Source organism: Mycobacterium sp. C31M, from assembly GCF_053345865.1.
The window spans coordinates 53,196-75,180 of record NZ_JBKFAX010000016.1; the positions used below are offsets into that span (position 1 = coordinate 53,196).

The 21,985-nt window shown below is 66.6% G+C and carries 20 protein-coding genes and 1 pseudogene; 7 read left to right on the forward strand and 14 right to left on the reverse strand.

Annotated features, from left to right (window positions below):
* Nucleotides 1-3: 3 nt before the first annotated feature.
* The 7 genes from ACLBYA_RS23025 to ACLBYA_RS23055 all read right to left on the reverse strand — a co-directional run bounded on the left by ACLBYA_RS23025 (nt 4) and on the right by ACLBYA_RS23055 (nt 7,998).
* Nucleotides 4-1,083 carry an RES domain-containing protein gene (locus tag ACLBYA_RS23025; RefSeq protein WP_447711773.1) on the reverse strand — a complete coding sequence of 360 codons (1,080 nt, stop codon included), beginning with the start codon at nt 1,081-1,083 and terminating at the stop codon, nt 4-6.
* A 48-nt stretch (nt 1,084-1,131) separates the two neighbouring features.
* Entirely contained in the window at nt 1,132-2,358 is a 1,227-nt protein-coding gene (locus ACLBYA_RS23030) for an RNA polymerase sigma factor (protein ID WP_447711774.1), read from the reverse strand.
* 10 nt (nt 2,359-2,368) lie between these two features.
* A complete protein-coding gene (locus ACLBYA_RS23035) occupies nt 2,369-3,064 on the reverse strand; it encodes a YciI family protein (protein ID WP_447711775.1) in 696 nt (231 codons plus the stop codon).
* Between the two features lie 92 nt (nt 3,065-3,156).
* Nucleotides 3,157-4,581: a phospholipase D-like domain-containing protein gene (locus ACLBYA_RS23040; protein ID WP_447711776.1), complete on the reverse strand. Its 1,425-nt coding sequence runs from the start codon at nt 4,579-4,581 to the stop codon at nt 3,157-3,159.
* 6 nt (nt 4,582-4,587) lie between these two features.
* Nucleotides 4,588-5,685: a glycoside hydrolase family 6 protein gene (locus ACLBYA_RS23045; protein WP_447711777.1), complete on the reverse strand. Its 1,098-nt coding sequence runs from the start codon at nt 5,683-5,685 to the stop codon at nt 4,588-4,590.
* A 122-nt stretch (nt 5,686-5,807) separates the two neighbouring features.
* Nucleotides 5,808-7,436 carry a DUF222 domain-containing protein gene (locus tag ACLBYA_RS23050; protein ID WP_447711778.1) on the reverse strand — a complete coding sequence of 543 codons (1,629 nt, stop codon included), beginning with the start codon at nt 7,434-7,436 and terminating at the stop codon, nt 5,808-5,810.
* 19 nt (nt 7,437-7,455) lie between these two features.
* A complete protein-coding gene (locus tag ACLBYA_RS23055) occupies nt 7,456-7,998 on the reverse strand; it encodes a sigma-70 family RNA polymerase sigma factor (protein ID WP_447711779.1) in 543 nt (180 codons plus the stop codon).
* A gap of 577 nt (nt 7,999-8,575) precedes the next feature.
* Between ACLBYA_RS23055 and ACLBYA_RS23060 the strand changes: the two genes are divergently transcribed.
* On the forward strand, nt 8,576-9,694 hold the full coding sequence (locus ACLBYA_RS23060) for a cellulase family glycosylhydrolase (RefSeq protein ID WP_447711780.1): 1,119 nt from the start codon (nt 8,576-8,578) through the stop codon (nt 9,692-9,694).
* 211 nt (nt 9,695-9,905) lie between these two features.
* The gene (locus tag ACLBYA_RS23065; protein ID WP_447711781.1) at nt 9,906-10,250 is read left to right on the forward strand and encodes a hypothetical protein; all 345 of its coding nucleotides are present in this window, start codon (nt 9,906-9,908) and stop codon (nt 10,248-10,250) included.
* 370 nt (nt 10,251-10,620) lie between these two features.
* Here ACLBYA_RS23065 and abc-f read toward each other — a convergent pair whose 3' ends face one another.
* From abc-f to ACLBYA_RS23080, 3 genes are read right to left on the reverse strand one after another with little or no spacing between them, the layout of a single operon-like run.
* Nucleotides 10,621-12,258, reverse strand: coding sequence for a ribosomal protection-like ABC-F family protein (gene abc-f, locus ACLBYA_RS23070; RefSeq protein ID WP_447711782.1), 1,638 nt, complete (start codon nt 12,256-12,258; stop codon nt 10,621-10,623).
* Complete coding sequence (locus ACLBYA_RS23075) at nt 12,255-12,458, reverse strand: zinc-ribbon domain-containing protein (protein WP_447711783.1); 204 nt, start codon at nt 12,456-12,458, stop codon at nt 12,255-12,257. Before ACLBYA_RS23075 ends, abc-f begins: the two co-directional genes overlap by 4 nt.
* Before the next feature lie 4 nt (nt 12,459-12,462).
* Nucleotides 12,463-13,110 carry a lysophospholipid acyltransferase family protein gene (locus ACLBYA_RS23080; protein WP_447711784.1) on the reverse strand — a complete coding sequence of 216 codons (648 nt, stop codon included), beginning with the start codon at nt 13,108-13,110 and terminating at the stop codon, nt 12,463-12,465.
* A 12-nt stretch (nt 13,111-13,122) separates the two neighbouring features.
* Here ACLBYA_RS23080 and ACLBYA_RS23085 point away from each other — a divergent pair, with 12 nt between their 5' ends.
* The 4 genes and pseudogenes from ACLBYA_RS23085 to ACLBYA_RS23100 all read left to right on the forward strand — a co-directional run bounded on the left by ACLBYA_RS23085 (nt 13,123) and on the right by ACLBYA_RS23100 (nt 15,575).
* The gene (locus ACLBYA_RS23085; RefSeq protein ID WP_447711785.1) at nt 13,123-13,566 is read left to right on the forward strand and encodes a GNAT family N-acetyltransferase; all 444 of its coding nucleotides are present in this window, start codon (nt 13,123-13,125) and stop codon (nt 13,564-13,566) included.
* 139 nt (nt 13,567-13,705) lie between these two features.
* Nucleotides 13,706-14,086: pseudogene (locus ACLBYA_RS23090) on the forward strand (alpha/beta fold hydrolase); the annotation flags it as partial.
* A gap of 47 nt (nt 14,087-14,133) precedes the next feature.
* Nucleotides 14,134-15,186 carry a fused (3R)-hydroxyacyl-ACP dehydratase subunits HadA/HadB gene (locus ACLBYA_RS23095; RefSeq protein WP_447711786.1) on the forward strand — a complete coding sequence of 351 codons (1,053 nt, stop codon included), beginning with the start codon at nt 14,134-14,136 and terminating at the stop codon, nt 15,184-15,186.
* 41 nt (nt 15,187-15,227) lie between these two features.
* The gene (locus tag ACLBYA_RS23100; RefSeq protein ID WP_447711787.1) at nt 15,228-15,575 is read left to right on the forward strand and encodes a VOC family protein; all 348 of its coding nucleotides are present in this window, start codon (nt 15,228-15,230) and stop codon (nt 15,573-15,575) included.
* A gap of 6 nt (nt 15,576-15,581) precedes the next feature.
* Here ACLBYA_RS23100 and ilvA read toward each other — a convergent pair whose 3' ends face one another.
* Both ilvA and ACLBYA_RS23110 read right to left on the reverse strand, forming a co-directional pair.
* Nucleotides 15,582-16,802, reverse strand: a complete 1,221-nt coding sequence (ilvA, locus tag ACLBYA_RS23105) for a threonine ammonia-lyase (protein ID WP_447711788.1) — start codon at nt 16,800-16,802, stop codon at nt 15,582-15,584.
* 16 nt (nt 16,803-16,818) lie between these two features.
* Entirely contained in the window at nt 16,819-19,155 is a 2,337-nt protein-coding gene (locus ACLBYA_RS23110; protein ID WP_447711789.1) for a hypothetical protein, read from the reverse strand.
* A 488-nt stretch (nt 19,156-19,643) separates the two neighbouring features.
* On the opposite strand from ACLBYA_RS23110, the gene ACLBYA_RS23115 reads away from it, so the two are divergent.
* A complete protein-coding gene (locus tag ACLBYA_RS23115; RefSeq protein WP_447711790.1) occupies nt 19,644-20,021 on the forward strand; it encodes a heme-binding protein in 378 nt (125 codons plus the stop codon).
* 133 nt (nt 20,022-20,154) lie between these two features.
* On the opposite strand, the gene ACLBYA_RS23120 is transcribed toward ACLBYA_RS23115, so the two are convergent.
* Together ACLBYA_RS23120 and ACLBYA_RS23125 are read right to left on the reverse strand one after the other, a co-directional pair.
* On the reverse strand, nt 20,155-20,406 hold the full coding sequence (locus ACLBYA_RS23120) for a hypothetical protein (RefSeq protein WP_447711791.1): 252 nt from the start codon (nt 20,404-20,406) through the stop codon (nt 20,155-20,157).
* Between the two features lie 70 nt (nt 20,407-20,476).
* The gene (locus ACLBYA_RS23125) at nt 20,477-21,904 is read right to left on the reverse strand and encodes an MFS transporter (RefSeq protein ID WP_447711792.1); all 1,428 of its coding nucleotides are present in this window, start codon (nt 21,902-21,904) and stop codon (nt 20,477-20,479) included.
* Nucleotides 21,905-21,985: the final 81 nt, after the last annotated feature.

Sequence of the window (21,985 nt, forward strand, 5' to 3'; positions counted from 1 at the left end):
CGATCAGCGGGCCACCGTCATCACGCGGCTGACCTGCAGGGTGCCCTGGTCCATCACCAGAGTGGTGCGCTCGTCCTCGGCACCGGCGTCCGCGCACAGATCCGGTCCGACGAAGACGGCGACGTTGTTCCCCGGCCCCTGGGCGCTGGGGAACATCAGTCCGTCGACCCGGCCGGGGAAGGCGTACCGGAAGTATTCGGTGAACACCTGGGTCGGTACGTAGTCGATGTGCTCGTGGCCGTCGAGTTCGACGGGCAGGGTGATGTCGTGGATGAACATCTTCAGGAACCGCAGCACGAAGAACTCCTGATGTGCGGAGGCATCGAAGATGCTGGGCGGTTCGGGCAGGTTCGTCAGATCGATCAACCGGATTTCGCGGGTGGGCGTGAATTCGGCTGTGGTGACATACCGGAACGCGGCGTGCGCACCGGCCTCGGCGATCGCGGTGACGCGGTCCGTCGCCCCGTAGAAGATGCTGATCCCCGCGGGGCTCATCCGGTTGGCGGCGGCCCACTCCGGCGGCGGTGGCCCGATCTCGGAGGCGTGTTGCCAACTCGACGCCTCACCGTGCGAGGTGGCCATCCGCGCCCGGAACAGCGGCGACGGACAAGGCGCGGGCCACACTGCCGGATGGCGCTCGCCGAGATCGGACACCGCCTTGAGTACCTGGCCCGCCGTCATCTCGTCACCGGTGGGTTGGGTGGAGAAGAAGTACCGCATTTCGTGTTTGACGATGTGCTTGAAGGCTTCCCAACTGTAGGTCAACTGTTCGATTCTATTGCCGCTGCGGTGATCTCGGTGCATCCAGCCCGGTGTGACGCTCAGCGATGTCACGACATCCTCGACCAGGGCCGGGTCCGACACCCCGGCGATGGCCAGGATGTCGACCGCCACCTCGCGGGCGGCGACCGCCTCGCCGGATGCCGTCTGCTGTTGGTAGTAGACGCCGACACCCACCATTAACGCGGCGACGAACTCCACGTGGGTCACCGCGAACGGGGTGTCCGAGGTCGCAGCACAGTAGCTGCAGTGCGTTTCGGTCGCCGCCGACCGGATGTGCGACTGCAGAAAGTCATCCGCCACGTGGGCCGCGCATACTGCCCGAGGGTCGACCGCCTCCACGGGAGCCGACTATATCGGCTGGTCCAGACACTCGGCCAGCCTTCGCCGCAGAAAGGCCTCAGCCGGTGCGGAACCACTGAATGCCAGCGCTTTTCGATACCATTCGGCGGCCTCGGCGGGCCGGTCCGAACGGCGCAGCAGGTCGGCCCGGATCGCCGCCACCGTCGACGAACGCGCCAACCGTGGATCGTCGGCGACCTCGTCGAGCGCCCGTAGACCCGCCCGATGGCCGTCCCGGAACCCGATCGCCACCGCCCGGTTGGCCCGCGCGGCCGGCGAATCGGTCAACACGATCAGCCGATCGTAGGCGGCACAGATCAAGGTCCAGTCGGTGTCCTCCCACCGCACCGCGGTGGCGTGCGTCGCGGCGATGACCGCCTGCGGCAGATAGCTCCCGGGCGCACCGTGCGCGCGCCGCAACCGGGCCAGTCCGCGTTCGATAGTCGCCCGGTTCCACAGCGAGCGGTCCTGCTCGTCCAGCGGAACCAGCGCGCCGGAGCCGTCCACCCGGGTGGCGCGGCGTGAGTCGTGCAGCAGTACCAGGGCCGCAAGTGACTGTGCGTCAAGAGAATCGGGCATCTGCAGGCAGAGTTCACCGCCGAGTCGGACCCCCTCGTCGCACAGATCGTCGCGGACCGCCGACGGTCCGGCCGTCGACCAGTAGCCCTCGGTGAACACCGAGTAGATGCACGCCAGGACATGGGGAAGGCGATCGGGCAGCCGGTCGGCCGGCGGCACCCGTAACGGGATGTTCGCACCGCGCACCTTGGCCTTGGCGCGGGTGATCCGCTGACCGACGGCGACCTCGGATTGCATGAGCGCCCTGGCGATCTCGGGTACCGTCAGCCCGCAGATCAGCCGCAGCGTCAGCGCCAGTTGCGAGGCCGGCTCGAGCGCCGGGTGCGCACAGGTGAACATCATGCGCAGTTCATCATCACGCACCGGATGCACCTCGGCCACCTCCATCTGGGCCAGACCGTCCTCGTAGACCGCGGCACGCTCCCGCGGGCCTCGCCCCGTTTCGCGGCGTAACCGATCCAGTGCCCGGTTGCGTGCGGCACGCGTCAGCCAGGCGCCGGGTTTGTCGGGGATACCGTCACGCGGCCAGGCGCGCAGTGCATCGGCGACGGCCTCCTGAACGGCGTCCTCGGCGATGTCGAGATCACCCGACCACCGGGCAATCGCGGCGACGGCCGGGCCCCATTCACGTCGAAAGACGCCGTCCAGGTTGCTCATCCAGCGTCGACTACAGCCCCGAGATACCGGTCAGCCGACGCACTTCGACCGCGGATGCCGGGATCATGGTGGCCAACTTGACGGCCTCGTCACGGTCGGCGGCACGCAGCAGATAGAAGCCGTTGGCCACTTCGGCACCCTCGGCATAGGGTCCGTCGGTATAGATGGTCTTGCCGTCACGGACCCGCACCGTGGTGGCGGTGCTCGGTGGATGCAGCGGCGCGCCACCGAGAGCGGCCTCCCCGATCACCTCGCCCAGCTCGACATGCCGGGCGGCTCCGGCCTGCCACTGCGGCGTGTCCGGTGCGTGCACCGCGTCGGCGGGCTCCAACAGCAGCGCGAGCCAGTCGTCACGGACCTGCTGGGTCGGCGCCTTCCAGTGCACGATCGGCCAAACCTCCACCGCTCCTTGTGCGCACGCGGGGATCTGGCGGGCGATCTCGAGTGCGTCATCGAGGTTGTCGGCCTCCAGGACGTAGTAGCCGCCCGCCACCTCGGCGCCTTCGACAAATGGTCCGTCGGTCACCGTCGGGGCGGTCGGCCCGCCGGTGATGCGGACCGCGTCGGCGGCGGGTCCCAGCGCGTCGCCTGCGCAGATCGCCGGGCCCGCTGCGGTGTGGAAGTTCTGATATGCGGCCATGATCTGGGCCTCGGCATCGGGCTCCTCGGTGGGCTCGGGTCCGAGCAGTAACGCGAGGTAGTGCATCGGTTCACCTCCGGTCAGTGAGCGAAACCTCGTGTCCCACTCTCCAACTGTTCGACGAACGATGCCCACCGAATCCGACAACACCGTCGGGTTTATTGTCCGGCCAGGCCGCTGAGGAATCGGCGGGCACTCCAGGCCAGCGATTTCGGCACCCGGTAGGGATCCATCAGGTCGTTCTCGGCGAACGGAGTCTCCTCACCGGCGACCTCGTCGGGGGTCAGCGGTCGTAGGGTGCGGCCCTCGCCACGCAAAGCGTCGATGGTCCCCAGAAAGGATGCGCCGACCGAGTCGAAGTCCTCGGGGGCCACCCCGAGATGCTCGCAGATCAACTGCGTGCGCACGGTGTCGATCAGTGTGCGCACCGCATCGGTATCGGCTTCCAGCGCGATATCGCATTCGCTGTCGAATCCCAGCGAGCGGTTGTTGAGGTTGGAGGATCCGATGCGCAGCAGGCGATCGTCGATGATGACGACCTTCGAATGGACGTAGATCGGGTTGTCGTTGGCGGTCACCGGCCAGTAGATGCCGAGTCTGCCGTATTGATCGGCGGCCCAGAGTTCGTCCACCAGCAGCTTGCGCGCGCTGTCCATCGATTCCTGTTCCAGGCGGCTCTCGGACCGTCTCGGCAACACGATGACGATCTCGGGACCGTCGGGTTCCTCGAGGCGGCCGATGAGGGCTTCCACGAGGATGCGCGAGGCCAGGTACTGGTTCTCCAGATAGATGATGCGTTGCGCGGCCGCGATCGCCGCCAGGTTCAGCGCCTCGACCTCACGGACCTCCGGATGCTCCGGCAGTTCGGGGTTGGTGCGGGCGATACCCACCTCGATATCGCGCAGGTCCGGATCCAGGCCTCGCGGCCAGGCCGAGTGCATGACAGCCAACGGGGGTAGCGCCTGCCCGGTGGCCGAACGCCAGCGCTCGCGGGCCAACTCACCGAGGGCCTGCGCAGCGGTCCCGTCGACGGCCACGGCAACCTCGTGCCGTGGACCGTGTTCGGTGCGGAACTTGTTGTCGTCCAGGTGGTCTGAGGTATCCCAGCGCTCGAGGGTGAGGTCGATTCCGCCGCAGAAGGCGATCGCGTCGTCGATGGCCACGATCTTCTGGTGGTGCACCGCGCCGGTCGGGTGAGCACCGTCCACCTCGAATCGGATGCGCCTGATACTGATCCGGTTGAGCAGCGACACCGGCGTCAACCCGTACCAGAGGTCGTCGAACACCGGCAGCAGGCGCAGGTTGGATTTGAGCACGTAGATCTGGAGTCGGGGACGCTTCCACAGCAGCCAGTACAGGAACGGGCCGAGCTGGTTCGGTCCGGGCAGCGTCGCGCCGTCCTGTTCGAACGTGGTGCGGGAGTCGAAGTCCCAGCCGATCAGGATGATGCGATGCTGCGCCCGCAGCATGGCGGCCTTGGTCAGACGCAGGTAATCGGCGCCGTCGACGATATGGGCGAACCGGTCGGCATGCACCACCTGCCAGCAGGTCTGGCCTGCGACGAGGAGGCGGTCCGCCGTCATGGGTTCCTACCGCCCGGCGTTGCGGGCCAAGTCGATGGCGTACTGGTTGACGAACGTCCCGGCGCTCGGTTCGCCACTGCCGCACGAGCCATCGGATTCACCGACGCGTTTGACCCACAGGTAGGCGTCGATCTTGGGGTTCGCGGTCGCGGTGGTGGGTGGTACGCCCAGCGCACGGCCGGGCGGGTTGCACCAGCTGAGCGGGCTGTCCGGGGCCGGACCGTTGCCGTTGCGGGAGGTGTCGATGACGTAGTTGGCGCCGCCCGTCATGCCGGAGATGGCTTCGCCGTAGCCGATCTGCTCGTCGGTGGTGAAGTAGTTCGTGGTGTTGAGGCTGAACCCGCGGGCACGGTCGATGCCGACCTGATTGAGCCGGTTGGCCATCTCACCGGCCTCGACCCAGCGCGAGTGGCCGGCGTCGATGTACACGGCGGCGGCCGGATCCCGGGTCAGGGTGTCGACGGCGTAGCGGATCAGATCGAAACGTTCGGCGCGCTGATCGGCGGTCAGGCAGTCGGCCATGGCCAGTGCGTCGGGCTCCAGGATGATCGCGGCCGGGGAACCGCCCAGGCCTGCCGAGATGGCGTCGATCCACTGCCGGTAGCCGTCGGCGGAGCCGAAGCCGCCGGCCGCGTAGCTGTAGCAGTCGCGGTGTGGGAGCGCATAGAGCGACAGGACAGGTGTCGCGCCGGCGGCCTGCGCGGCGCCGACGAGCTTGCCGACCGTGCCGGCCACCGTCGAGGCGGGGAAGGCTTGGTCCAGCCAGTAGGCCTGCGGGGTGTTGGCCACGTAGTCGAGCTGCGGGGTGCCCGGCGAGGCCTGTGCCGCCCGCATCGCCTTCGAGATCGGGTCGACGTAGAACGGACGGCCCGCCAGCGGGTTGGCCTCACTGGCGAGGCGCACCTGCGGGGCCTGAACCGGGGTGACGGAGAGGCCGATGATGGCCGCGACGGCGAAGAAGGGGGCGAGCCACCGCGCGGCGGTGCCAGCAGCTGAGGACTTCACGATCAAAAAGTTAGTGCGGCTCGGTGACGATCGCCAATCGCTCATGGGCAGGTCACAGGGCAATTCCACGCTCGGCAAACCGCGCCTCGCCGGTCGCATGCTGCGCCACGTGCGCACTCGACAGAAGTTCCGTCGACGTCAGCAACGCTCACGCGTCAATACTCGGCGGATCACACCAGCACCACGGGTTTCAGGTCGGCGGCCGCCGTAGGCCATCGATGTCACGGGCTGTGGAGGCCGATGCTGTTGTGGGTGTGGTCGGTGGTGATGGTTTCCCAGAATTCGAGTTCGGCTTTGATGTAGCGGCTTTGTTTCAGGAGTGCGGCGTCGTCGGTGTGGTCGTCGTCGGGGTAGGGGTCGTCGAGATTGACCTCGTCGGGGTAGCTGTCGTCGAATCCGTGGTCTCGGGGCGTGGTGTCGGGTGGCTGGAGTAGTCGGTCGAGTTGGTTGATGTTGTGGGCCCATTGCGACCTGTCGTCGGGCGGGTTGCGGAGCAGTTCGGGGCGGTGGTGGTAGTTGATGCGGGCTTGGCCGTGCTCCAGCGCTGCCGGTGGGTGCCACTCGCATTCGTTGCGGGCATTGAATGTGGTGGTGTAGCCGGTGCCGTCACCAGCGTCGTCGACCATCCGGTTGTCACACCCACAGGCCAGGGTGAGTTCATCGACGTTGGTGTTGCCTCCGCGCGAGAACGCTCTCTCACCGTGGTGGACCTGGCAGTGGTAGGGGCCGTTGGTGCAGCAGGGTTTGGTGCAGCCCCCGTCGCGGGCGATGAGCATGATGCGCTGGGCGGGGCTGGCGGTGCGTCGGCTGCGGAAGTAGTTCAGGGCGGCGCCGGTGGCGTCGTCGAAGACCGCGAGGTGATGCGAGGCGTGTGCGGCCATCCGGATGACGTCGCGGATCGGGATCTTGGTGCCGCCACCGGAGACACCGATCCCGGCCAGTGCATGCAGTTCGCCGACGGTGGTGCGGATGATGAGGGTGACCGGGAGGCCGTTGAGTTGACCCGGGTTGGACATCAGGGCGATGCGTCCGATGGCGATCATGGCGTCGTGTTGACGTTGGGCCTGGGTGCGGTGGTCATTGTCGATTTGGGCTTGGGTGGGGGTGCCGAGGGTGCAGGGGTTTTCGTCGGCGGGGTTGCACATGCCGGGGGCGGCGAATTTCGCGAACAGGGGTTCCCAGACGGCCATTGCTTCGGGGTCCAGGGTGGCGTTCATCGCGGTGGTGCTGTCGCGGCGTTGGGTGCCGATGGTCACCGAACGTTTGCGTATCCGTTCGTTGTCGTCGGGGGCGGGTCCGTCCTGGTCGAACAGGAAGAGGCGGTCGGCGATGGCTTTGGCGAGATCGGCGGGTCCGACGCCGAGGGCGTCGCGCACGATGTCGAGTTCGAATTGTTCGCGGTCGGCGGTGTCGAGGTGGCCGGGTAGGTCGCGCATGGCGTCGCGGAGCACGGTGAGGTGGTCGGCGGTGATCAGTCCGGCGGCTTGGGCCACGGCCACCACCGGCAGCAGCGGCGGTAACGGTTCCCCGGTCAACGACCGTCGCGGCCCCAGGGCGGCGGCTTCACGTAACCGGCGGCCGGCTTCGGCTTTGGAGAGCCGCCACCGGATGCGCAGCACCTCATTCCAGGATTTGGCGCCCATCTCCCGGGCGGTGGTGTCAGCCTGCAGCGCGGCCAGCAGGCGGTGCCAGCCGGTGGGGAGTTGGCAGGTCAGGGTTTCGTAGTCGTCCATGACCGCGACGAGTTCGTCGCGGGTCAACGCCTGCAGATCACATTCGGCGAAGGCGTCGAAGGCGGCCCGTAAGGCCGTCATCGCGTCCGTCGCTGTGGCCATGAGTCGAACATACATTCGACCACCGACAAGTCGATCAGGCGGCGACCAGCTGCGGCGGCGCCAGCGCGGCACGCATCAGACTCCGCCCGCGGTGCAACCGCGACAGCACGGTGCCCATCGGGGTGTTCATCAGCTCGGCGATTTCGCGGCAGCTGTACCCGTCGATCGCCGCATAGCAGAGCACCTCACGGAACTGCTCGGGCAGGCCGGCCAGCGCGGTCGCAACAGCCTCGTCGGGAACCAGCTCCAAGGCTTCGGCCTCCGCCGACCTCGACCCCGCGGGCATCGAGTCACCGACGGACGCAATGTCATCGGTCAGGTACTCCGGTCGGCGCGAGCTCTTGCGGTAGTTACCGATATGGGTGTTCGTCATGATCCGGAACAACCAAGCCCGCAGGTTCGTGCCCGTACGGAACGCCCCGAACCCGGCGTAGGCCTTGAGTAGCGTCTCTTGCAACAGTTCCTCGGCGTCGGCCCGGTTACGGGTCAGCCGATACGCCCCGCGCCGCAGCACATCCAGGTGCTCGCGTACGTCACGTTCGAAGTCGGTGGTGAGGTCGTGGGCGATGGTTTCCATGTCGGTCTCTCTCGCATTCGATGCCGGATTCGGGTATGCCTGGAATCCTGCTTTCGATCAAGATCGAAGTCTGCACAGCCAGCAGTAGTGCCCACTACCGGCTAGCAGGTAGTCCACGTCCCGGAACAGAACGACGCCCCCGGTCTCGGTAAACACTCAGCACGATCACGGTTGCGTGACATGTTTCGCGTCGCGGACAGGCGTTCGCCGGCCGGCCGATGCGCCAGGCGAGCCCCGACGCGAATCCGCCTCTCATTCACCGCCATTGGCCTCGGCGCATTTTTACCCGCCGGCAAATTTCAACCCGCCCACGCCGTTTGCAAACTGAAGTAGCTGCAAGGGCAGGTCGATTCACCCCCGCCATACCAACGCGATCACGGAGGCAGCGCCACGCAGTGATCCGTCATTCATTTGCTGATCTTGATCGCCCGTGCGCATTCAGCCCATTCGCCCGACCGAACCTCGACTAACGCCCGGCACCGGAGCGATCCGGATCGCAGATGCACCAAAGTGGTTGCGCTGCTTACATTGGGCGCCATCACGATATCCTCCGCATCGGACTGCCAGAAAGGCCGCCATGCCGCACACGCTGTTCCGACCCTTCGCTCGGCGCGCCCGGGTCGTCGCGCTCGTGGCCGCCATCTTGTTTGCGAGCTCGGCCGAACCCTTCGTCGCACACGCTGCAGCGCCCGCCCGGATCGACACCTCGGCAAGCGCACTGGGTATCGCCGAATCCAATCTGTACTTCATGACCCCAGAAGAACTCGCCGTCGCGATGCAGGCGTTCGAGCAGTTGGGCGTCAGCCAGATCCGGGTGTTCCTCCCTTGGCGCGCAATGGAACCGACAAGGGGTGCCTACAACTGGACGATCGCCGACCGCATCCTGGATGCCGCGGCACAGCGGGACATCGCGGTTGTCGGGGCGGTGACGAGTACCCCGGTCTGGGCTTCCCGCAACGGGTTCTGGCTGCCGAACGCGGCGCCGAACGACCCGGCCGACTATGCGACGTTCATGACCGCGGTGGCGATGCGCTACGGTGCCGGCAGCGATAATCCCCGGCTCGCCGCATACGAGATCTGGAATGAACCCAATGCCAACATCGGCTGGTCACCGGAGCCGAATGTCGCCGGATACACCGCCCTGCTGCAGGCCGCCTACACCGCGATCAAGGCCGTCGAGCCGACAGCCTTGATCGTCGGTGGGGTACTCGGTGCCGGATTGAGTTTCGGCACATGGACCATCAATCCCGTCAACTACCTCACCCAGATGTACGCCGCAGGCGCCCAAGGATATTTCGACGCGCTGTCCTTCCACCCGTACAACTTCTCCAGCAGCTTCTCCGCGGGAATGCCGTACGCCAACACGCCCTACCGGCAACTGATGTCGTTGCGTCAGCTGATGGACACCAACGGGGATGCCGACAAACTCATCTGGACAACCGAGTACGGCGTGCCGACATCGGCGGTCAACGGTGCCACGCAGGCCGCCTGGATGGTCGACTTCGCCGACACCTGGTCCGGGCTCGACGGTGTCGGCCCGATGTTCATCTACTCGCTGGTGGATCGCGCAAACGAAACACCGTGGGGTATTTACGACCGCAACTGGGGTGCCAAACCCGCCGTGGAGGCCATTCGCAACTGGATCGCCGAACGTGCCGAAGGCTCGGTCATCGATCAGATGAGCGGCTACAGGTAGAGGCCGTCCGGGACGTCGGCGCGATAGCGGCCGTTGCCGACCTCGTCCAGCAGCGCCGCCGGACGATCTCACGCAGGTCGCTGCCACTGGTCTGCTCGGCGGGCCGCACAGCAGCACACCACGTCGCGCACCGAGCCCGTGCGCATTCAGCATCTCGTGACGATCGCGGACCGCGGTCACTCCCAGATCGACTTCCGCCCAGACCTCGTCGGTGACGATGACGTTGTCCCGGCTCACCGTCGAGGGCAGGTCGATGACCGTCAGCACCAGCCCGGCCTGGAACGTCGCCCGCAGCGCACGACCTCGGTACGGGTTGAGCGCGGCGGCATCCACGGCGAGCCGGTCCAGCACCTCACGGGCCTCGCTCTGCAGGTCCGGGCTGACGAAGGCGCTCACCTCCGGTGAGTGCTGGAAGGACAACCGGGCCTCGATGTGGATGACACACTCGCCGGCCGCCAACAGCGTACCGGCCGGGAAGAACACGCGCATGCACAGCGGGTGGCGATGGCGCCGGTCGCCGACGTCGGTCTGGGTCCACTTCGGCGGGTTGGTGTAATCGCCGGGCCCGATCACGCACGCGTCGCCGTACCGATCGATCCAGTCCGCCAACGCCAATGCGGTCGTCAGTCGGGTCACCGGATTGAGCTCACGTTCCTCGTCGACGAGGTGCCCGCAGTCGGTCACACCCAGGCACCGCGCCGTGAACTGGTCGGCGGTCTCGGCGCGGTTCTGCGTGGTGGCGCCGATGAGGAGCTCGCCGAGCGCGCGCAGCGACGGCTGCACTCCGTAGGGCTGGTCGTCCAGCCACGCGGTGATATCGGTGATCTCGCTGAGTGTCATGGTGTTTCAGGGTTGTCGACGGAACAGGGCAAGCGGAACAGGGTTCCATCGCATCGCCCTGCGGTCAAGAGATTTTTGCCAGATCCCTACGCTTCGGTGACCCGACCGTCCTCGACGATCCAGGAGCGATTCAGCCGGACGTTGGCCAGCATCCGCCGGTCATGGGTCACCAGCAAAAGGGTGCCGTCATAGCTGTCCAGGGCCTGCTCCAGCTGTTCGATGGCCGGCAGGTCGAGATGGTTGGTCGGCTCGTCGAGCACCAGCACATTGGTGCCGCACGCCTGCAGCAGCGCCATCCCGGCGCGAGTGCGTTCGCCGGGAGACAGGTCGTCGACGGCGCGTTCGACGTGGTCGGCCCGCAGTCCGAATTTGGCCAACAGGGTCCGGACGTCGGCGGTCGACCAGTCCGGCACGCGTTGCTCGAATCGGTCGACCAAACGGTCCGGCCCGGTGAAATCGGCACGGGCCTGTTCGATCTCACCGATCGCCACATTGGTTCCCAGGCTCGTGCGTCCATCATCGGGCTCGCGACGGCCCAAGAGCAGGCGCAGCAGTGTCGACTTGCCCGCCCCGTTCGGGCCGGTGATCCCGATCCGATCGCCGGCGTCGATCTGCAGGGACACCGGACCTAACTGGAAATCGCCCTGGCGCACAACGGCATTGTCGAGCGTGGCGACGACCGAGCTCGAACGCGGCGCGGCGCCGATGGTGAACTGCAGTGTCCATTCCTTGCGCGGCTCTTCGACCTCTTCCAGTCGAGCGATACGACTCTCCATCTGTCGCACCTTCTGGGCCTGCTTCTCACTCGATTCGGTCTGGGCCCGGCGGCGGTTCTTGTCGTTGTCGGGCGCCTTGCGCATGGCATTACGCACACCCTGGCTGGACCACTCCCGCTGGGTTCTGGCCCGGGCCACCAGATCCGCCTTGCGCTCGGCGAATTCCTCGTACTCTTCGCGGCGGTGCCGACGGGCGACCTCCCGCTCGTCCAGATAGCTTTCGTAGCCGCCGCCGTAGACGGTGGTCATGTTCTGCGCCAGATCGAGTTCCAGGATGCGGTTGACGGTGCGGGCCAAGAACTCCCGGTCATGGCTCACCAGCACGACACCGCCGCGCAGATCGCGCACGAACTGCTCCAGCCGGGTCAACCCGTCCAGGTCCAGATCGTTGGTCGGCTCGTCGAGCAGCACGATGTCGAATCTCGACAACATCAGCGCCGCAAGCCCCACCCGGGCGGCCTGCCCACCCGACAGCCCCATCATCAGCGTGGTGTCCGGTTCGACCGCCAAACCCAGATCCTCCAGGACGACCGGCAGCCGTTCATCCAGATCCGCTGCGCCACTGGCCAACCAGTGCTCCAGAGCCACAGCATAGGTGTCCGCACCGGCGTCGGAATCGGCCAGCGCCGCGGCCGCCGATTCCATGGCCACCGTCGCCGCGGCGCATCCGGTGCGGCGCGCGATGTAAGCGGCGACGGTCTCACCGGCCACCCGTTCGTGTTCCTGCGGCAGCCATCCGACGAAGGCGTCGGCCGGCGCCCGGCTCACCGTCCCTTCGAGCGGTTCGAGTTCACCGGCCAGGATCTGCAGCAGCGTGCTCTTGCCTGCTCCGTTGGCACCGACCACACCGACGACATCGCCGGGCGCCACGGTCAGGTCGACCCGCTCGAAGAGGGTGCGGTGGGCGAAACCACCGGCCACATCCTTGGCGACGAGTGTTGCGGTCATGCGGCAATCGTCGCACCGCAGATGCCGCAGGCTTCGTATTGCCTGCGGTTCCACCGGACGATCGGTACGAAGAACAATGTGAACTGTTTGTACTGCCGCATCCTGGACCACTGGGTGGTGTTGTGACAGCGCGGGCAGAGCCGGACATCCCCAGGGCCGAGCGGTTTCTGTTTGGTGCCGAAGCCGAAGATGAAGAGCACCTCATCAGCCTAGAGAGGTGATGCGGCGCTGCACTTCGGCCAGCAGCGCCTCGACGGTGTCGAACGCAGCCGGGTCGATCGCCTCGCCGAAGATGACCTGGACGGTGTGGCCTCTGTTCGGGATCCTCTTGTCCAGCGGCAGCACCTTGTTGGCGTTGATCAGCCGGACCGGGATGATCGGCACGCCCGTGCGCTTGGCCAACACCGCGACACCGGGCCGGTACGGCGCGATCTCACCCGGCAGGACACATTTCTGCTCCGGGAAGATGCCGACCAGGGCGCCGTCGGACAACGCGTGCGCGGCACTCTCCAACGCCTGTTTGCCCGATTCCGGGTCACCGCGTACCACCGGGATCTGGCCGAGCACCTCGACCAGCCACCGGGTGGACGGTGACTTCCACAGCTCGGCCATCGCCATCGCGATCGCCTCCCGGCGTAATGCGCCGAGGATGAAGAACACGTCGATCATCGAGGTGTGATTCGCGGCGAGCAGCACCGCACCCTTGTCCGGCACCACATCGGCGCCGACGATCTCGGTCCGGATGATGCGGGTGAAGCCCAGCGTCCACAGGATCAGCCGGATCGACCAGGTCAACAGCCACGCGCGCTTGCCCAACCCACGGGCTCGGGGTCGCCGCAGAAGTCGAGCCATTAGGTTCCTTCCGTGAGCAGCTTCGTCCGCCCGGCGACAACAGAGGATGTCGCCACCGTGGAACACATCGTGGCAGCCGCCTACGTCGGCTATGTCGACCGCATCGGCCGTGAGCCCGCTCCGATGACAGCCGACTACCACGTACTGCTCGGGCAGACCGCGCTGCTGATCGTTGACGATGCCATCGTCGGCGTCATCGTCACCCTCGTGGCGGACGACCACCTACTGATCGAGAACGTCGCCGTGGGGCCGGGTCATCAGGGCAAGGGCTATGGTCGGGCGCTGCTCGATCACGCCGAAACGCAGGCCCGCCGACAGGGACTCACCGAAGCGCGGCTGTATACCAACGCCGCCATGACCGAGAACCTCGCGTTCTATCCCCGCCTCGGTTATGTCGAGACCGGCCGGTGCACCGAGGACGGGTTCGACCGCGTGTATTTCCGCAAGCAGCTCTGACTCATTCGGCCAGCACCGCCGGCACTGCCGCGTGCACCCCCTGGCCGGCCACGATCATCGGCTGTACCGAACGCAGCGTCCGGCACAGCACGAGACCCCCTCCAGGGCGGTCAGCGTGATGACCACCAGACGGTGTGAATACCGTTGCATCACACCGACACTGCCGGTGGGCGCTCAGAAGGAGGCGATGCATCCCGATGCGGATCTGACCGAGCAGAGGGTGGCCGCCATCCTCGCGGACTTCCTGGACGCCCTGGAACTGGACGAGGTGACCCTAGTGTTCAACGACTGGGGCGGCGGGCAGTTCCTTATCTCCGACGGGCGCGACAAACGGCTGAGCAGGCTGGTCCTTGCCTCGTGCCCGGCCTTCGACAACTACCACCCGCCCAAACCGGCCCGGCCGGCCGCACTGCTGTGCCGGCTGCCCGGCGGCGGCTGGGTGGTCCAGGCACTTCTAACCTCGGGTACGCGGGTTTCGGCGCACGGCCGGATCGGTGTCGGTCGATCCCCGGATTCCGGCTCCGTAGCCGGCGCGCGTTAGGGTGCAGTGGTCCGGCTGTAGCAAATATGCAGATAGAAGAGTTGAGCACCACCATGACCGCAGCAGCAGAAGCGTCGGCACTGGAAGCCCGGGTCGGGCACTGGTACCAGATGGAAGACACCTACGTGGTGGGCCGGGAGAAGATCCGCGAGTTCGCCCGGGCAGTGCAGGACAAGCACCCCGCACACTGGGACCTCGCTGCTGCCGCCGAACTCGGCTACCCGGGACTGGTCGCCCCGCTGACCTTCACCTCCGCCCCCGCGATGGCCTGTAACCAGCGCATGTTCGAGCAGGTCGTCGTCGGTTACGACATGTACCTGCAGACCGAAGAGGTCTTCGAGCAGCATCGACCGATCGTCGAGGGCGACGAGCTGACCATCGACGTCGAACTGACCGCCGTGCGCCGGATTGCCGGCCGCGACCTGATCACGGTCACCAACACCTTCACCGATACCGCCGACGAGGTGGTGCACACCCTGCACACCACCGTCGTCGGCGTCGGCGCCGAGGAGGTCGACCCGGAGATCCGGCCGGCCGTGCAGGGCGTGATGATGCACGGCATCAACATGCTCGGCGCCGAGGAGTCCGGCGCCCCGTACGAGAAGACGCCGCGCCCGGCCGGCGATATCCGGATCGCCGACGGTCACTCCTGCACCCCCGGTTCTCGATCCTTCGACACCCTGCAGGTGTCCGAACAGCTGCCCGTGCAGGTGGCGCGGTTGTCACGCGGCGATCTGGTGAACTACGCCGGCGTGGCCGGCGACGCCAATCCGCTGCACTGGGACCAGAACATCGCCAAGTTGGCCGGACAGGATGACGTGCTGGCGCACGGCATGCTCACCATGGGCCTGGGCAACAGTTTCGGTTCCGCCTGGTCCGGCGATCCGGGCGCGGTGACCCGCTATGCGGTGCGGCTGTCCCAGCCCGCGATCGTCCCCGTGACCGGCACCGAGATCGAGTTCAGCGGCAAGGTCAAGTCCTTGGATCCGGACACCCGCAGCGGTGTGGTGCTGATCGGCGCGAAATCCGAGGGACGCAAGATCTTCGGTCTGGCCACGTTGAGCCTGCGGTTCAGCTGAGCCGAGGTTTTGAATCGGCGACGGCCGTCAACACCCCAGCCATGGTCGTCACCGCCGCACTCGCCTTCGTCGCCACCCAGGATCTGACCGCGTCCCGCGCCTGGTGGGAGAACCTGTTGGGCCGCCAACCTGATCGTGTTCCGATGCCCGGCGATGTCGAATGGGCGTTCAGCGGCGGCAGCGGTATTCAGCTGGTCGACGACGCCCGACGGGCGGGCTCCAGCAGTGTCACCCTCGTCGTCGACGATGTTGATGCCGAGTTGGCGGCCGTGGCGGGACGTGGGATATCGGTGCCCGCGGCACAGACCACACCGTCGGGTCAGTTCCGCATCGCGATCCTCGACGACCCGGACGGCAACATGGTCGTATTCGCCCAGGACCTGACCTGAGGTACGTCACTCGTCCTCGACGGTGACCCGCACCCCGGCCTCGGCCAGTGCTTGCAACACCTGTTCGCGGTGGGCGTTGCCGCGAGTCTCGACGGTCAGCATCACCTCGACCTCGTCGAAAGCCAGCTTCGGCGCCGTCCGCCGGTGCACCACGTCCAGCACACTCGCCCCGCTGGCGCCGACCACGCGCAGCAACGCACTCAGCCCACCCGGCCGGTCGGCGATGACGGCCTTCACCACCAGATAGCGCCCGGCCGCCCGCAATCCGTGATTCATCACATGGGTCAGCACCAGCGGATCGATGTTGCCGCCGGACAGCACCGCACACACCGGACCCGAGCCGGGCAGTTCGTCGGACATCAGCGCGGCCACGGCCGCCGCACCGGCGGGTTCGACCAACAGCTTGGCGCGTTCCAGGCACAGCAACAGGGCCCTCGACAGCGCTTCCTCACTGACCGTTCGGATCGAGTCGACGTACTCCTGAACCTGACGGAACGGGACCTGTCCGGGGACGGGCACCGCGATACCGTCGGCCATGGTGGTGACCGTCGGCGCGGGGACCGGGCTGCCCGCGGCCAGTGAGGCGGGCCAGGCCGCGGCGTCCTCGGCCTGGACACCGACAACGGTGACGTGCGGCGCCAGATGATGCATCGCCGCCGCGATCCCGGCAACCAGCCCTCCCCCGCCGGTCGGTACCAGAATGGTTGCGACGTCCGGGATCTGGCGCAGGATCTCGATCCCCACGCTGGCCTGGCCGGCCACGATATCGGCATGGTCGAACGGATGGATCAACACCGCACCGGTCTCGGCGGCGAACTCGGCTGCGGCGTCGAGCGCTTCGGCGATGGTGGCCCCGACCAGATGCACCCGCCCGCCGTAGGCCTTGGTGGCGACCAACTTGGGCAGCGCGACGTTCACCGGCATGAACACCGTCGATTCGATACCCAACTCGGTGGCCGCCCAGGCGACGCCCTGCGCGTGATTGCCCGCGCTGGCGGCGACCACCCCGCGCGCCCGCTCCCCCGAGTCCAGATTCGCGATCCGGTTGTAGGCACCCCGCGGTTTGAAAGACCCGGTGCGCTGCAGGTTTTCACACTTCAGCCAGACCTGACGGCCGATGCGTTCCGAGAGCACCCGGGATGCGATCACCGGGGTCTCCCGGATCACCGGCGCCAGCCGGTCGGCGGCGTCGGTGATCTGGTCGAGGGTCACCAGGGCGGAGTTCACGCCCCCTATCGTGCGGTTACCACACGGACAGGGTCAACGATCCGGCCGCACTGTTCACACCATCGGTATCGGTGGCGACGATCAGGATGGTCCGAGTCGTCCAGGCGCCCTGGGTGGCGGTGAATGTAACAGCCTCTAACGCTTCCTCGTACTGCTGTTTGGTGGCGATGCCCGACAGGGTCAGCGTCCTGGTCGAGGCGTCATAACTCGCCGTGACCGGGTTCCCGGACAATCCGCCGAAGGACAACGTGTCGCCGTCCTTACCGAAGGTGGTGACGCGCACGGTGACCTGCTGCAGATGGCTGGAGTCACCGTCGACGATGCTCACCGAGGCGATGGGGCGCTGCGGCGAGCTGCCGATCGTGTAGGACCGGCCGCCGATCGGCGTCACCAGCGGAACCAGACGCGTGGGCGAGGACACCGCGACCGTCACAAAGGCCGGCGCCAGGTTCTCGATACCGTGCTCGTCGGTCGCGGAGATCGAGAGACCGCGCACCAGCGCCGCACCCTGGGTGGCCGAGAAGGTCACGGACTTGAGCGCCTCCTCGTACTGGGTCAGCGTGCCGTCACCGGTCAAGGTCAGTGTCCGCGAAGCCGCATCCCAGGTTGCAGTCACCGGATTCCCGTTCGGCGCAACGTAACCCAGCACATCGCCGCTCTGCCCCAGCGTGGCAATCTTCACGGTCAGCTTGGACAGCCTGCCCGAATCACCGTCGATGATGTCCACCGTCGACACGACCTTGGCCGGGTTGCCACCGATGGTGAACCCGCCACCGGCGATCGGCGTGACCAGCGGCGGCAGCTTCGCGGCGGCCCACACCGCCACGGTGACGAACCCGGGAGCGATGTTGTCCACGTCGTCGGAATCGGTGGCCGAGATCGACAACCCGCGCACCAGCAAGGCGCCCTGGGTCGCCGAGAACGTCACCGCCTTGATCGCTTCCTCGTACTCGGCCAGAGTCGCCGCACCGGTCAGGGTCAGGGTCAGCGTCCCGGCATCCCAGGAGCCCACGATCGGGCTGTCGACGGGCGCGGTATACGACAACGTGTCACCGGTCTGCCCGAGGGTGGCGATCTTGATGACGACCCGTTTCAACAAACCGGAGTCGCCGTCGACGATGTCCACCGTGGACACGATGTGGGCAGGCTGCTCACCGAGTGTGTAGCCGCCGCCGATGATCGGGGTGACCAGCGGGGGCGCCTGGTACACGGGGTCCACCGTGACCGGGACGGTGACCGTGAGATTGTCGGCCTGGGCGATGCCGAAGAACCGGGTGACGGTCTCGATCATCGTCTGGATCTGGCCGAATACCCCGGGCAGATGCTCGGAGTCGTCGCGGACGACGATCTGGAAGCTGTCCACCAGCGGCTGGCCGGTGACAAGCGCCCACGGTGTGTAGACGAACTTTCCGGTGATCAGATCTCGGTACACCCAACCCTTTTCCGGCTGGATGATGTCGTAGGTCAGCACGTCGCCATTGGGATCGGTGGCATTGAGGTCGATGTAGACCTGGCCGAGCACGTTCTGCTCGTAGACGATCGGGCCCGCGACCGGCGTCCGGTTGACGAAGGTGTGGCTGATCTGGCGGGCGACCCACGCCATCATCGAATTGATGAGCACGTCGAGCGCGGTGGGCGTGTTCGCCGACTGGGTGCCGAGGGTGACACTGGCGGCGGTCATCTTGGGGGTCACGGTGCCGACCGACGGCTTGGGCTCCTGCACTGTCGGCGCGTGCGGCACCTCGGCGACCGGGGTCGCCGCCGGGGGCTGCTCGGTGATGTCGACCACCGGCACCTCTGCTTCGATGGATGCCTGGGTGGTGGCCTCGACTACGGCGGTGGCGACCTGCAGCGGCTGCGCGAGTTGAAGCTGGGGGCGCGGCTTGCGGTCCGGTGCGTCGACGACCGGTGCGTCGGCGACCGGTGCGTCGGCGGGCGTTTCGCCGACGGTGTCATCGCTGGGCGCCGCGGTGGACTCGTCGACCGCATCCGGCGTCGGCTCGACGGATTCCTCGCTCGCGTCGTCGGTCTGCTCGTCGGTGTCGGTGCTGCGTTCGGCGGGAGCGGCGGCGGTGCGCGCCGTGGTGACCGCCTTGGGTCCGCGTTTGCGATTGCCGGCCGGACGGGAATCGGATTCCGAGGACGAACTTTCCGAGGACGACGACGATTGCGACGACGAATCGGCACCGGAACTCGTCCCGGTGTCGGCATAGGCCGGCTGTGCCGCATTGGCGATCGCAAAGCCGACACCCAGCGACACTGCCAGCGCACCCACGCGGCCAACGTGCAGCGCGTATCCGGGTGAGTCCTTCAGCGCATGTTTGGCACGGTGGCGGGCGGGGGCTGCACTCATAGCGGTCTCTCCATGGCTCTGGTCCGTACCCCCGATCATTGGTCTCAGCCGAGCCCGGACGACAGCCACCGGCACCGTGGTCGAGCTCCCCTGTCCCACGGTTGCCTTCGGCTGTGGTCGTCGATGCGCTATGTACCACGCATTGTTCGGCCACCGAGACTGTAAGGGCAATTCCGCTCCACACGTAGCGATATTGAGATGGGTGATTGCAGGTTCAACGATATAGCTAAGTTTTATCTTGCTTCTAAACAATGTTATGTCTATTTCAGCAAATAGACACTTGCGTCAAATATGTCTATTCAGTTCCCGCTGCAACCACTGGCGGCACCAGGCACCGGCACCGGAGCACTCCCCCGACCACGCCTGACCCGTCACGGCGGTCTGCCCACAAGGCGAGAAACTGCCTCTAAGATCTGATTAGCTTTGAGCGTCAGCACCAATCAACTGGCGCGTCGTCACGTCTCGACATCGATAAAGGAGCCCGATCAATGTTGCTCAATGCCCGTCGTGCGGTAGTCGGAATCCTGGGGGCCGGCGCAGTCACCGGTGCGACACTGCTCGCCGGCGCTCCGTCCGCGTTCGCCGAGCCCGTGCCGCCGCCGAACTGCACCGCCGCCGATCTGGCAGGCGTGCAATCCGGTGTCTCGGCCGCGACCTCGGCCTACCTGTTCACCCACCCGCCGGTCAACGATTTCTTCACCAGCCTGCACGGCCTGTCGCATGGCGAGATGGAGCAGAAGGTCAACGAGTACTTCGAGGCCAACCCGCAGATCGGCGCCGAGCTCAAGAATATCCGGAAGCCGCTGCAGGACATCCGTCTTCGCTGCGGTGATACCGATGGCGACGGAGATGTCGACATCCTCTGATCACGACTTCGACCGAAACCCGGATACGGACACCGCGTATCCGGGTTTCGGCGTTTCGGGACCGGACTGCAGGCGACACAAAAAAGCACCGCACCTGCGAATGCAGATGCGGTGCTTTCGAAAGATCTTGGGATCAGAGGATGCCGATGCCGCCGTAGCCGCCATAGCCCCAGGGCCACATGCCCCACTGCGTCTCGCCGAGCTGGCCGGGCGAACTCGTGATCTGGGCGTTGCCCGGGCTCTGGCACACGGTGCTGGTGCCGGAGACGATATTGCCGGCCTGCGTGCAGGAAGGCTCGGCAGCGGCCAACGGTGCGGCCATGATTGCGCCGACAGCACCCGCGCCCGCGAGCAGTGCGGCAACGGTCAAACGTGACTTGATCACAAGGGTCCTTTCATCGGATACGTGAAGCGTACAGCGCATCCTCAGGAGATGGTGCTGTGTACAACAAGCTTCACACGGACCGCCGCGACTGCGGGATGAAAAGCGCGATGACGGTACACAGGACGGCGGCGCCCAATCCGAACAGGAAGGCCGCGTGGAATCCGGTTCCACTGGGCACTGCGGTACCCCCGACGTCGACGGTCGACCGAGCGAGCACCGCGGCGATGACCGCCGCAGCCGTCGCTGTGCCGAGCGATCGCATCAGCGTGTTGAGTCCGTTCGCCGCGCCCGTCTCCGACGCGGGTACGGCGCGCATGATGAGTGTCGGCATCGCGGCGTACCCCAGGCCGATCCCGATACCGATCAGAACATTGATGAGCAGGATGTGGCCGGCATGCAGATCCGCGAGCACCGCCACGGCGTAGCCGGCCCCCATGATCGAGGCTCCGGACACCAACAGCGGTTTGGGTCCCCACCGGCGCCCGAGCCGGCCGGCGACCGGCGACATGGCCAGCATCGCGAGCCCCGCAGGCATCAGGTACAGGCTGGCCTGCAGCAGCGGCATACCCAATCCGCCTGCCGCCCGGGGTAGTTCGAGCAGTTGGGGAAAGGCGATCTGCGAGGAGAACAGCGCAAAGCCCATGGCGATCGACGCGAGATTGGTCAGCAGCACCGGTGCCCGAGCACTGACCCGCAGGTCCACCAGGGGTTCGCGGATGCGTAGTTCGAGCCAGCCCCAGATCAGCAGTACAACGATCCCGCCGACCAGACAGCCGATGGTGCGCGTCGATGACCAGCCCCACTCGTTGCCCCGCGAGATCGCCAGCAGCACACCGGTCAGACCGATCGCCAGCCCGACGATCCCCACACCGTCCACGCGGCCGCCGGCGCGCAGTCGACTCTCCGGCACCAACGTGACGATCAAGGTGAAGGCCACGGCACCGAGACCTGCGGCGAACCAGAACAGCACATGCCAGTCGAAGTGCTCGGTGACGAAGGCACTGACCGGCAGACCGAGCGCACCGCCGACACCCAGCGTCGCACTGACCAAGGCGATGGCCGAACCCAGCCGATCGGCGTCGAGCGTGTCCCGCAGGATCGCAATGCCGAGCGGGATGACTCCCATCCCGACACCCTGCAGACCGCGCCCGACGATCAGTGGAGCCACCGTCGAGGACAGCGCGGCGACGACGGACCCGAACATCAGTACACCGAGCAGGGTCAGTGCGATCCGGCGTTTGCCGTACATATCGCCCAATTTCCCGGAGATGGGCGTGCAGATGGCGGCCACCAGCAAGGTGATGGTGATGACCCAGGCCGTGTCACCGCCGGAGGCATTGAGCAGCTGCGGCAGCTCGCCCTGGATCGGGATCAGGATGGTCTGGGTGAATGCTGCCGTCATCCCCGCGAAGGCCAGCGCCGCGATCGCTCGACCGGGACGCACCGTCACGGGAGCGTCCGGCTGCGGATCCACCGCTGCCCGGGTATCGAGTGTCATCAACCGCCCTTCATCGTGCTGCCCGGCTCACCGTACCGGCGGGTGAGACTCGGTATCAACTTCAAGCCTCAGTACCTATCC

Excerpts from the sequence above, each read along its gene's own strand:
- ACLBYA_RS23030 (WP_447711774.1), bottom strand. The coding sequence starts at position 2,358 with ATGAGCAACCTGGACGGCGTCTTTCGACGTGAATGGGGCCCGGCCGTC.
- ACLBYA_RS23035 (WP_447711775.1), bottom strand. The coding sequence starts at position 3,064 with ATGCACTACCTCGCGTTACTGCTCGGACCCGAGCCCACCGAGGAGCCC.
- ACLBYA_RS23040 (WP_447711776.1), bottom strand. The coding sequence starts at position 4,581 with ATGACGGCGGACCGCCTCCTCGTCGCAGGCCAGACCTGCTGGCAGGTG.
- ACLBYA_RS23045 (WP_447711777.1), bottom strand. The coding sequence starts at position 5,685 with ATGCGACCGGCGAGGCGCGGTTTGCCGAGCGTGGAATTGCCCTGTGAC.
- ACLBYA_RS23050 (WP_447711778.1), bottom strand. The coding sequence starts at position 7,436 with ATGTATGTTCGACTCATGGCCACAGCGACGGACGCGATGACGGCCTTA.
- ACLBYA_RS23055 (WP_447711779.1), bottom strand. The coding sequence starts at position 7,998 with ATGGAAACCATCGCCCACGACCTCACCACCGACTTCGAACGTGACGTA.
- ACLBYA_RS23060 (WP_447711780.1), top strand. The coding sequence starts at position 8,576 with ATGCCGCACACGCTGTTCCGACCCTTCGCTCGGCGCGCCCGGGTCGTC.
- abc-f (WP_447711782.1), bottom strand. The coding sequence starts at position 12,258 with ATGACCGCAACACTCGTCGCCAAGGATGTGGCCGGTGGTTTCGCCCAC.
- ACLBYA_RS23080 (WP_447711784.1), bottom strand. The coding sequence starts at position 13,110 with ATGGCTCGACTTCTGCGGCGACCCCGAGCCCGTGGGTTGGGCAAGCGC.
- ACLBYA_RS23095 (WP_447711786.1), top strand. The coding sequence starts at position 14,134 with ATGCAGATAGAAGAGTTGAGCACCACCATGACCGCAGCAGCAGAAGCG.
- ACLBYA_RS23100 (WP_447711787.1), top strand. The coding sequence starts at position 15,228 with ATGGTCGTCACCGCCGCACTCGCCTTCGTCGCCACCCAGGATCTGACC.
- ACLBYA_RS23110 (WP_447711789.1), bottom strand. The coding sequence starts at position 19,155 with ATGAGTGCAGCCCCCGCCCGCCACCGTGCCAAACATGCGCTGAAGGAC.
- ACLBYA_RS23115 (WP_447711790.1), top strand. The coding sequence starts at position 19,644 with ATGTTGCTCAATGCCCGTCGTGCGGTAGTCGGAATCCTGGGGGCCGGC.
- ACLBYA_RS23125 (WP_447711792.1), bottom strand. The coding sequence starts at position 21,904 with ATGACACTCGATACCCGGGCAGCGGTGGATCCGCAGCCGGACGCTCCC.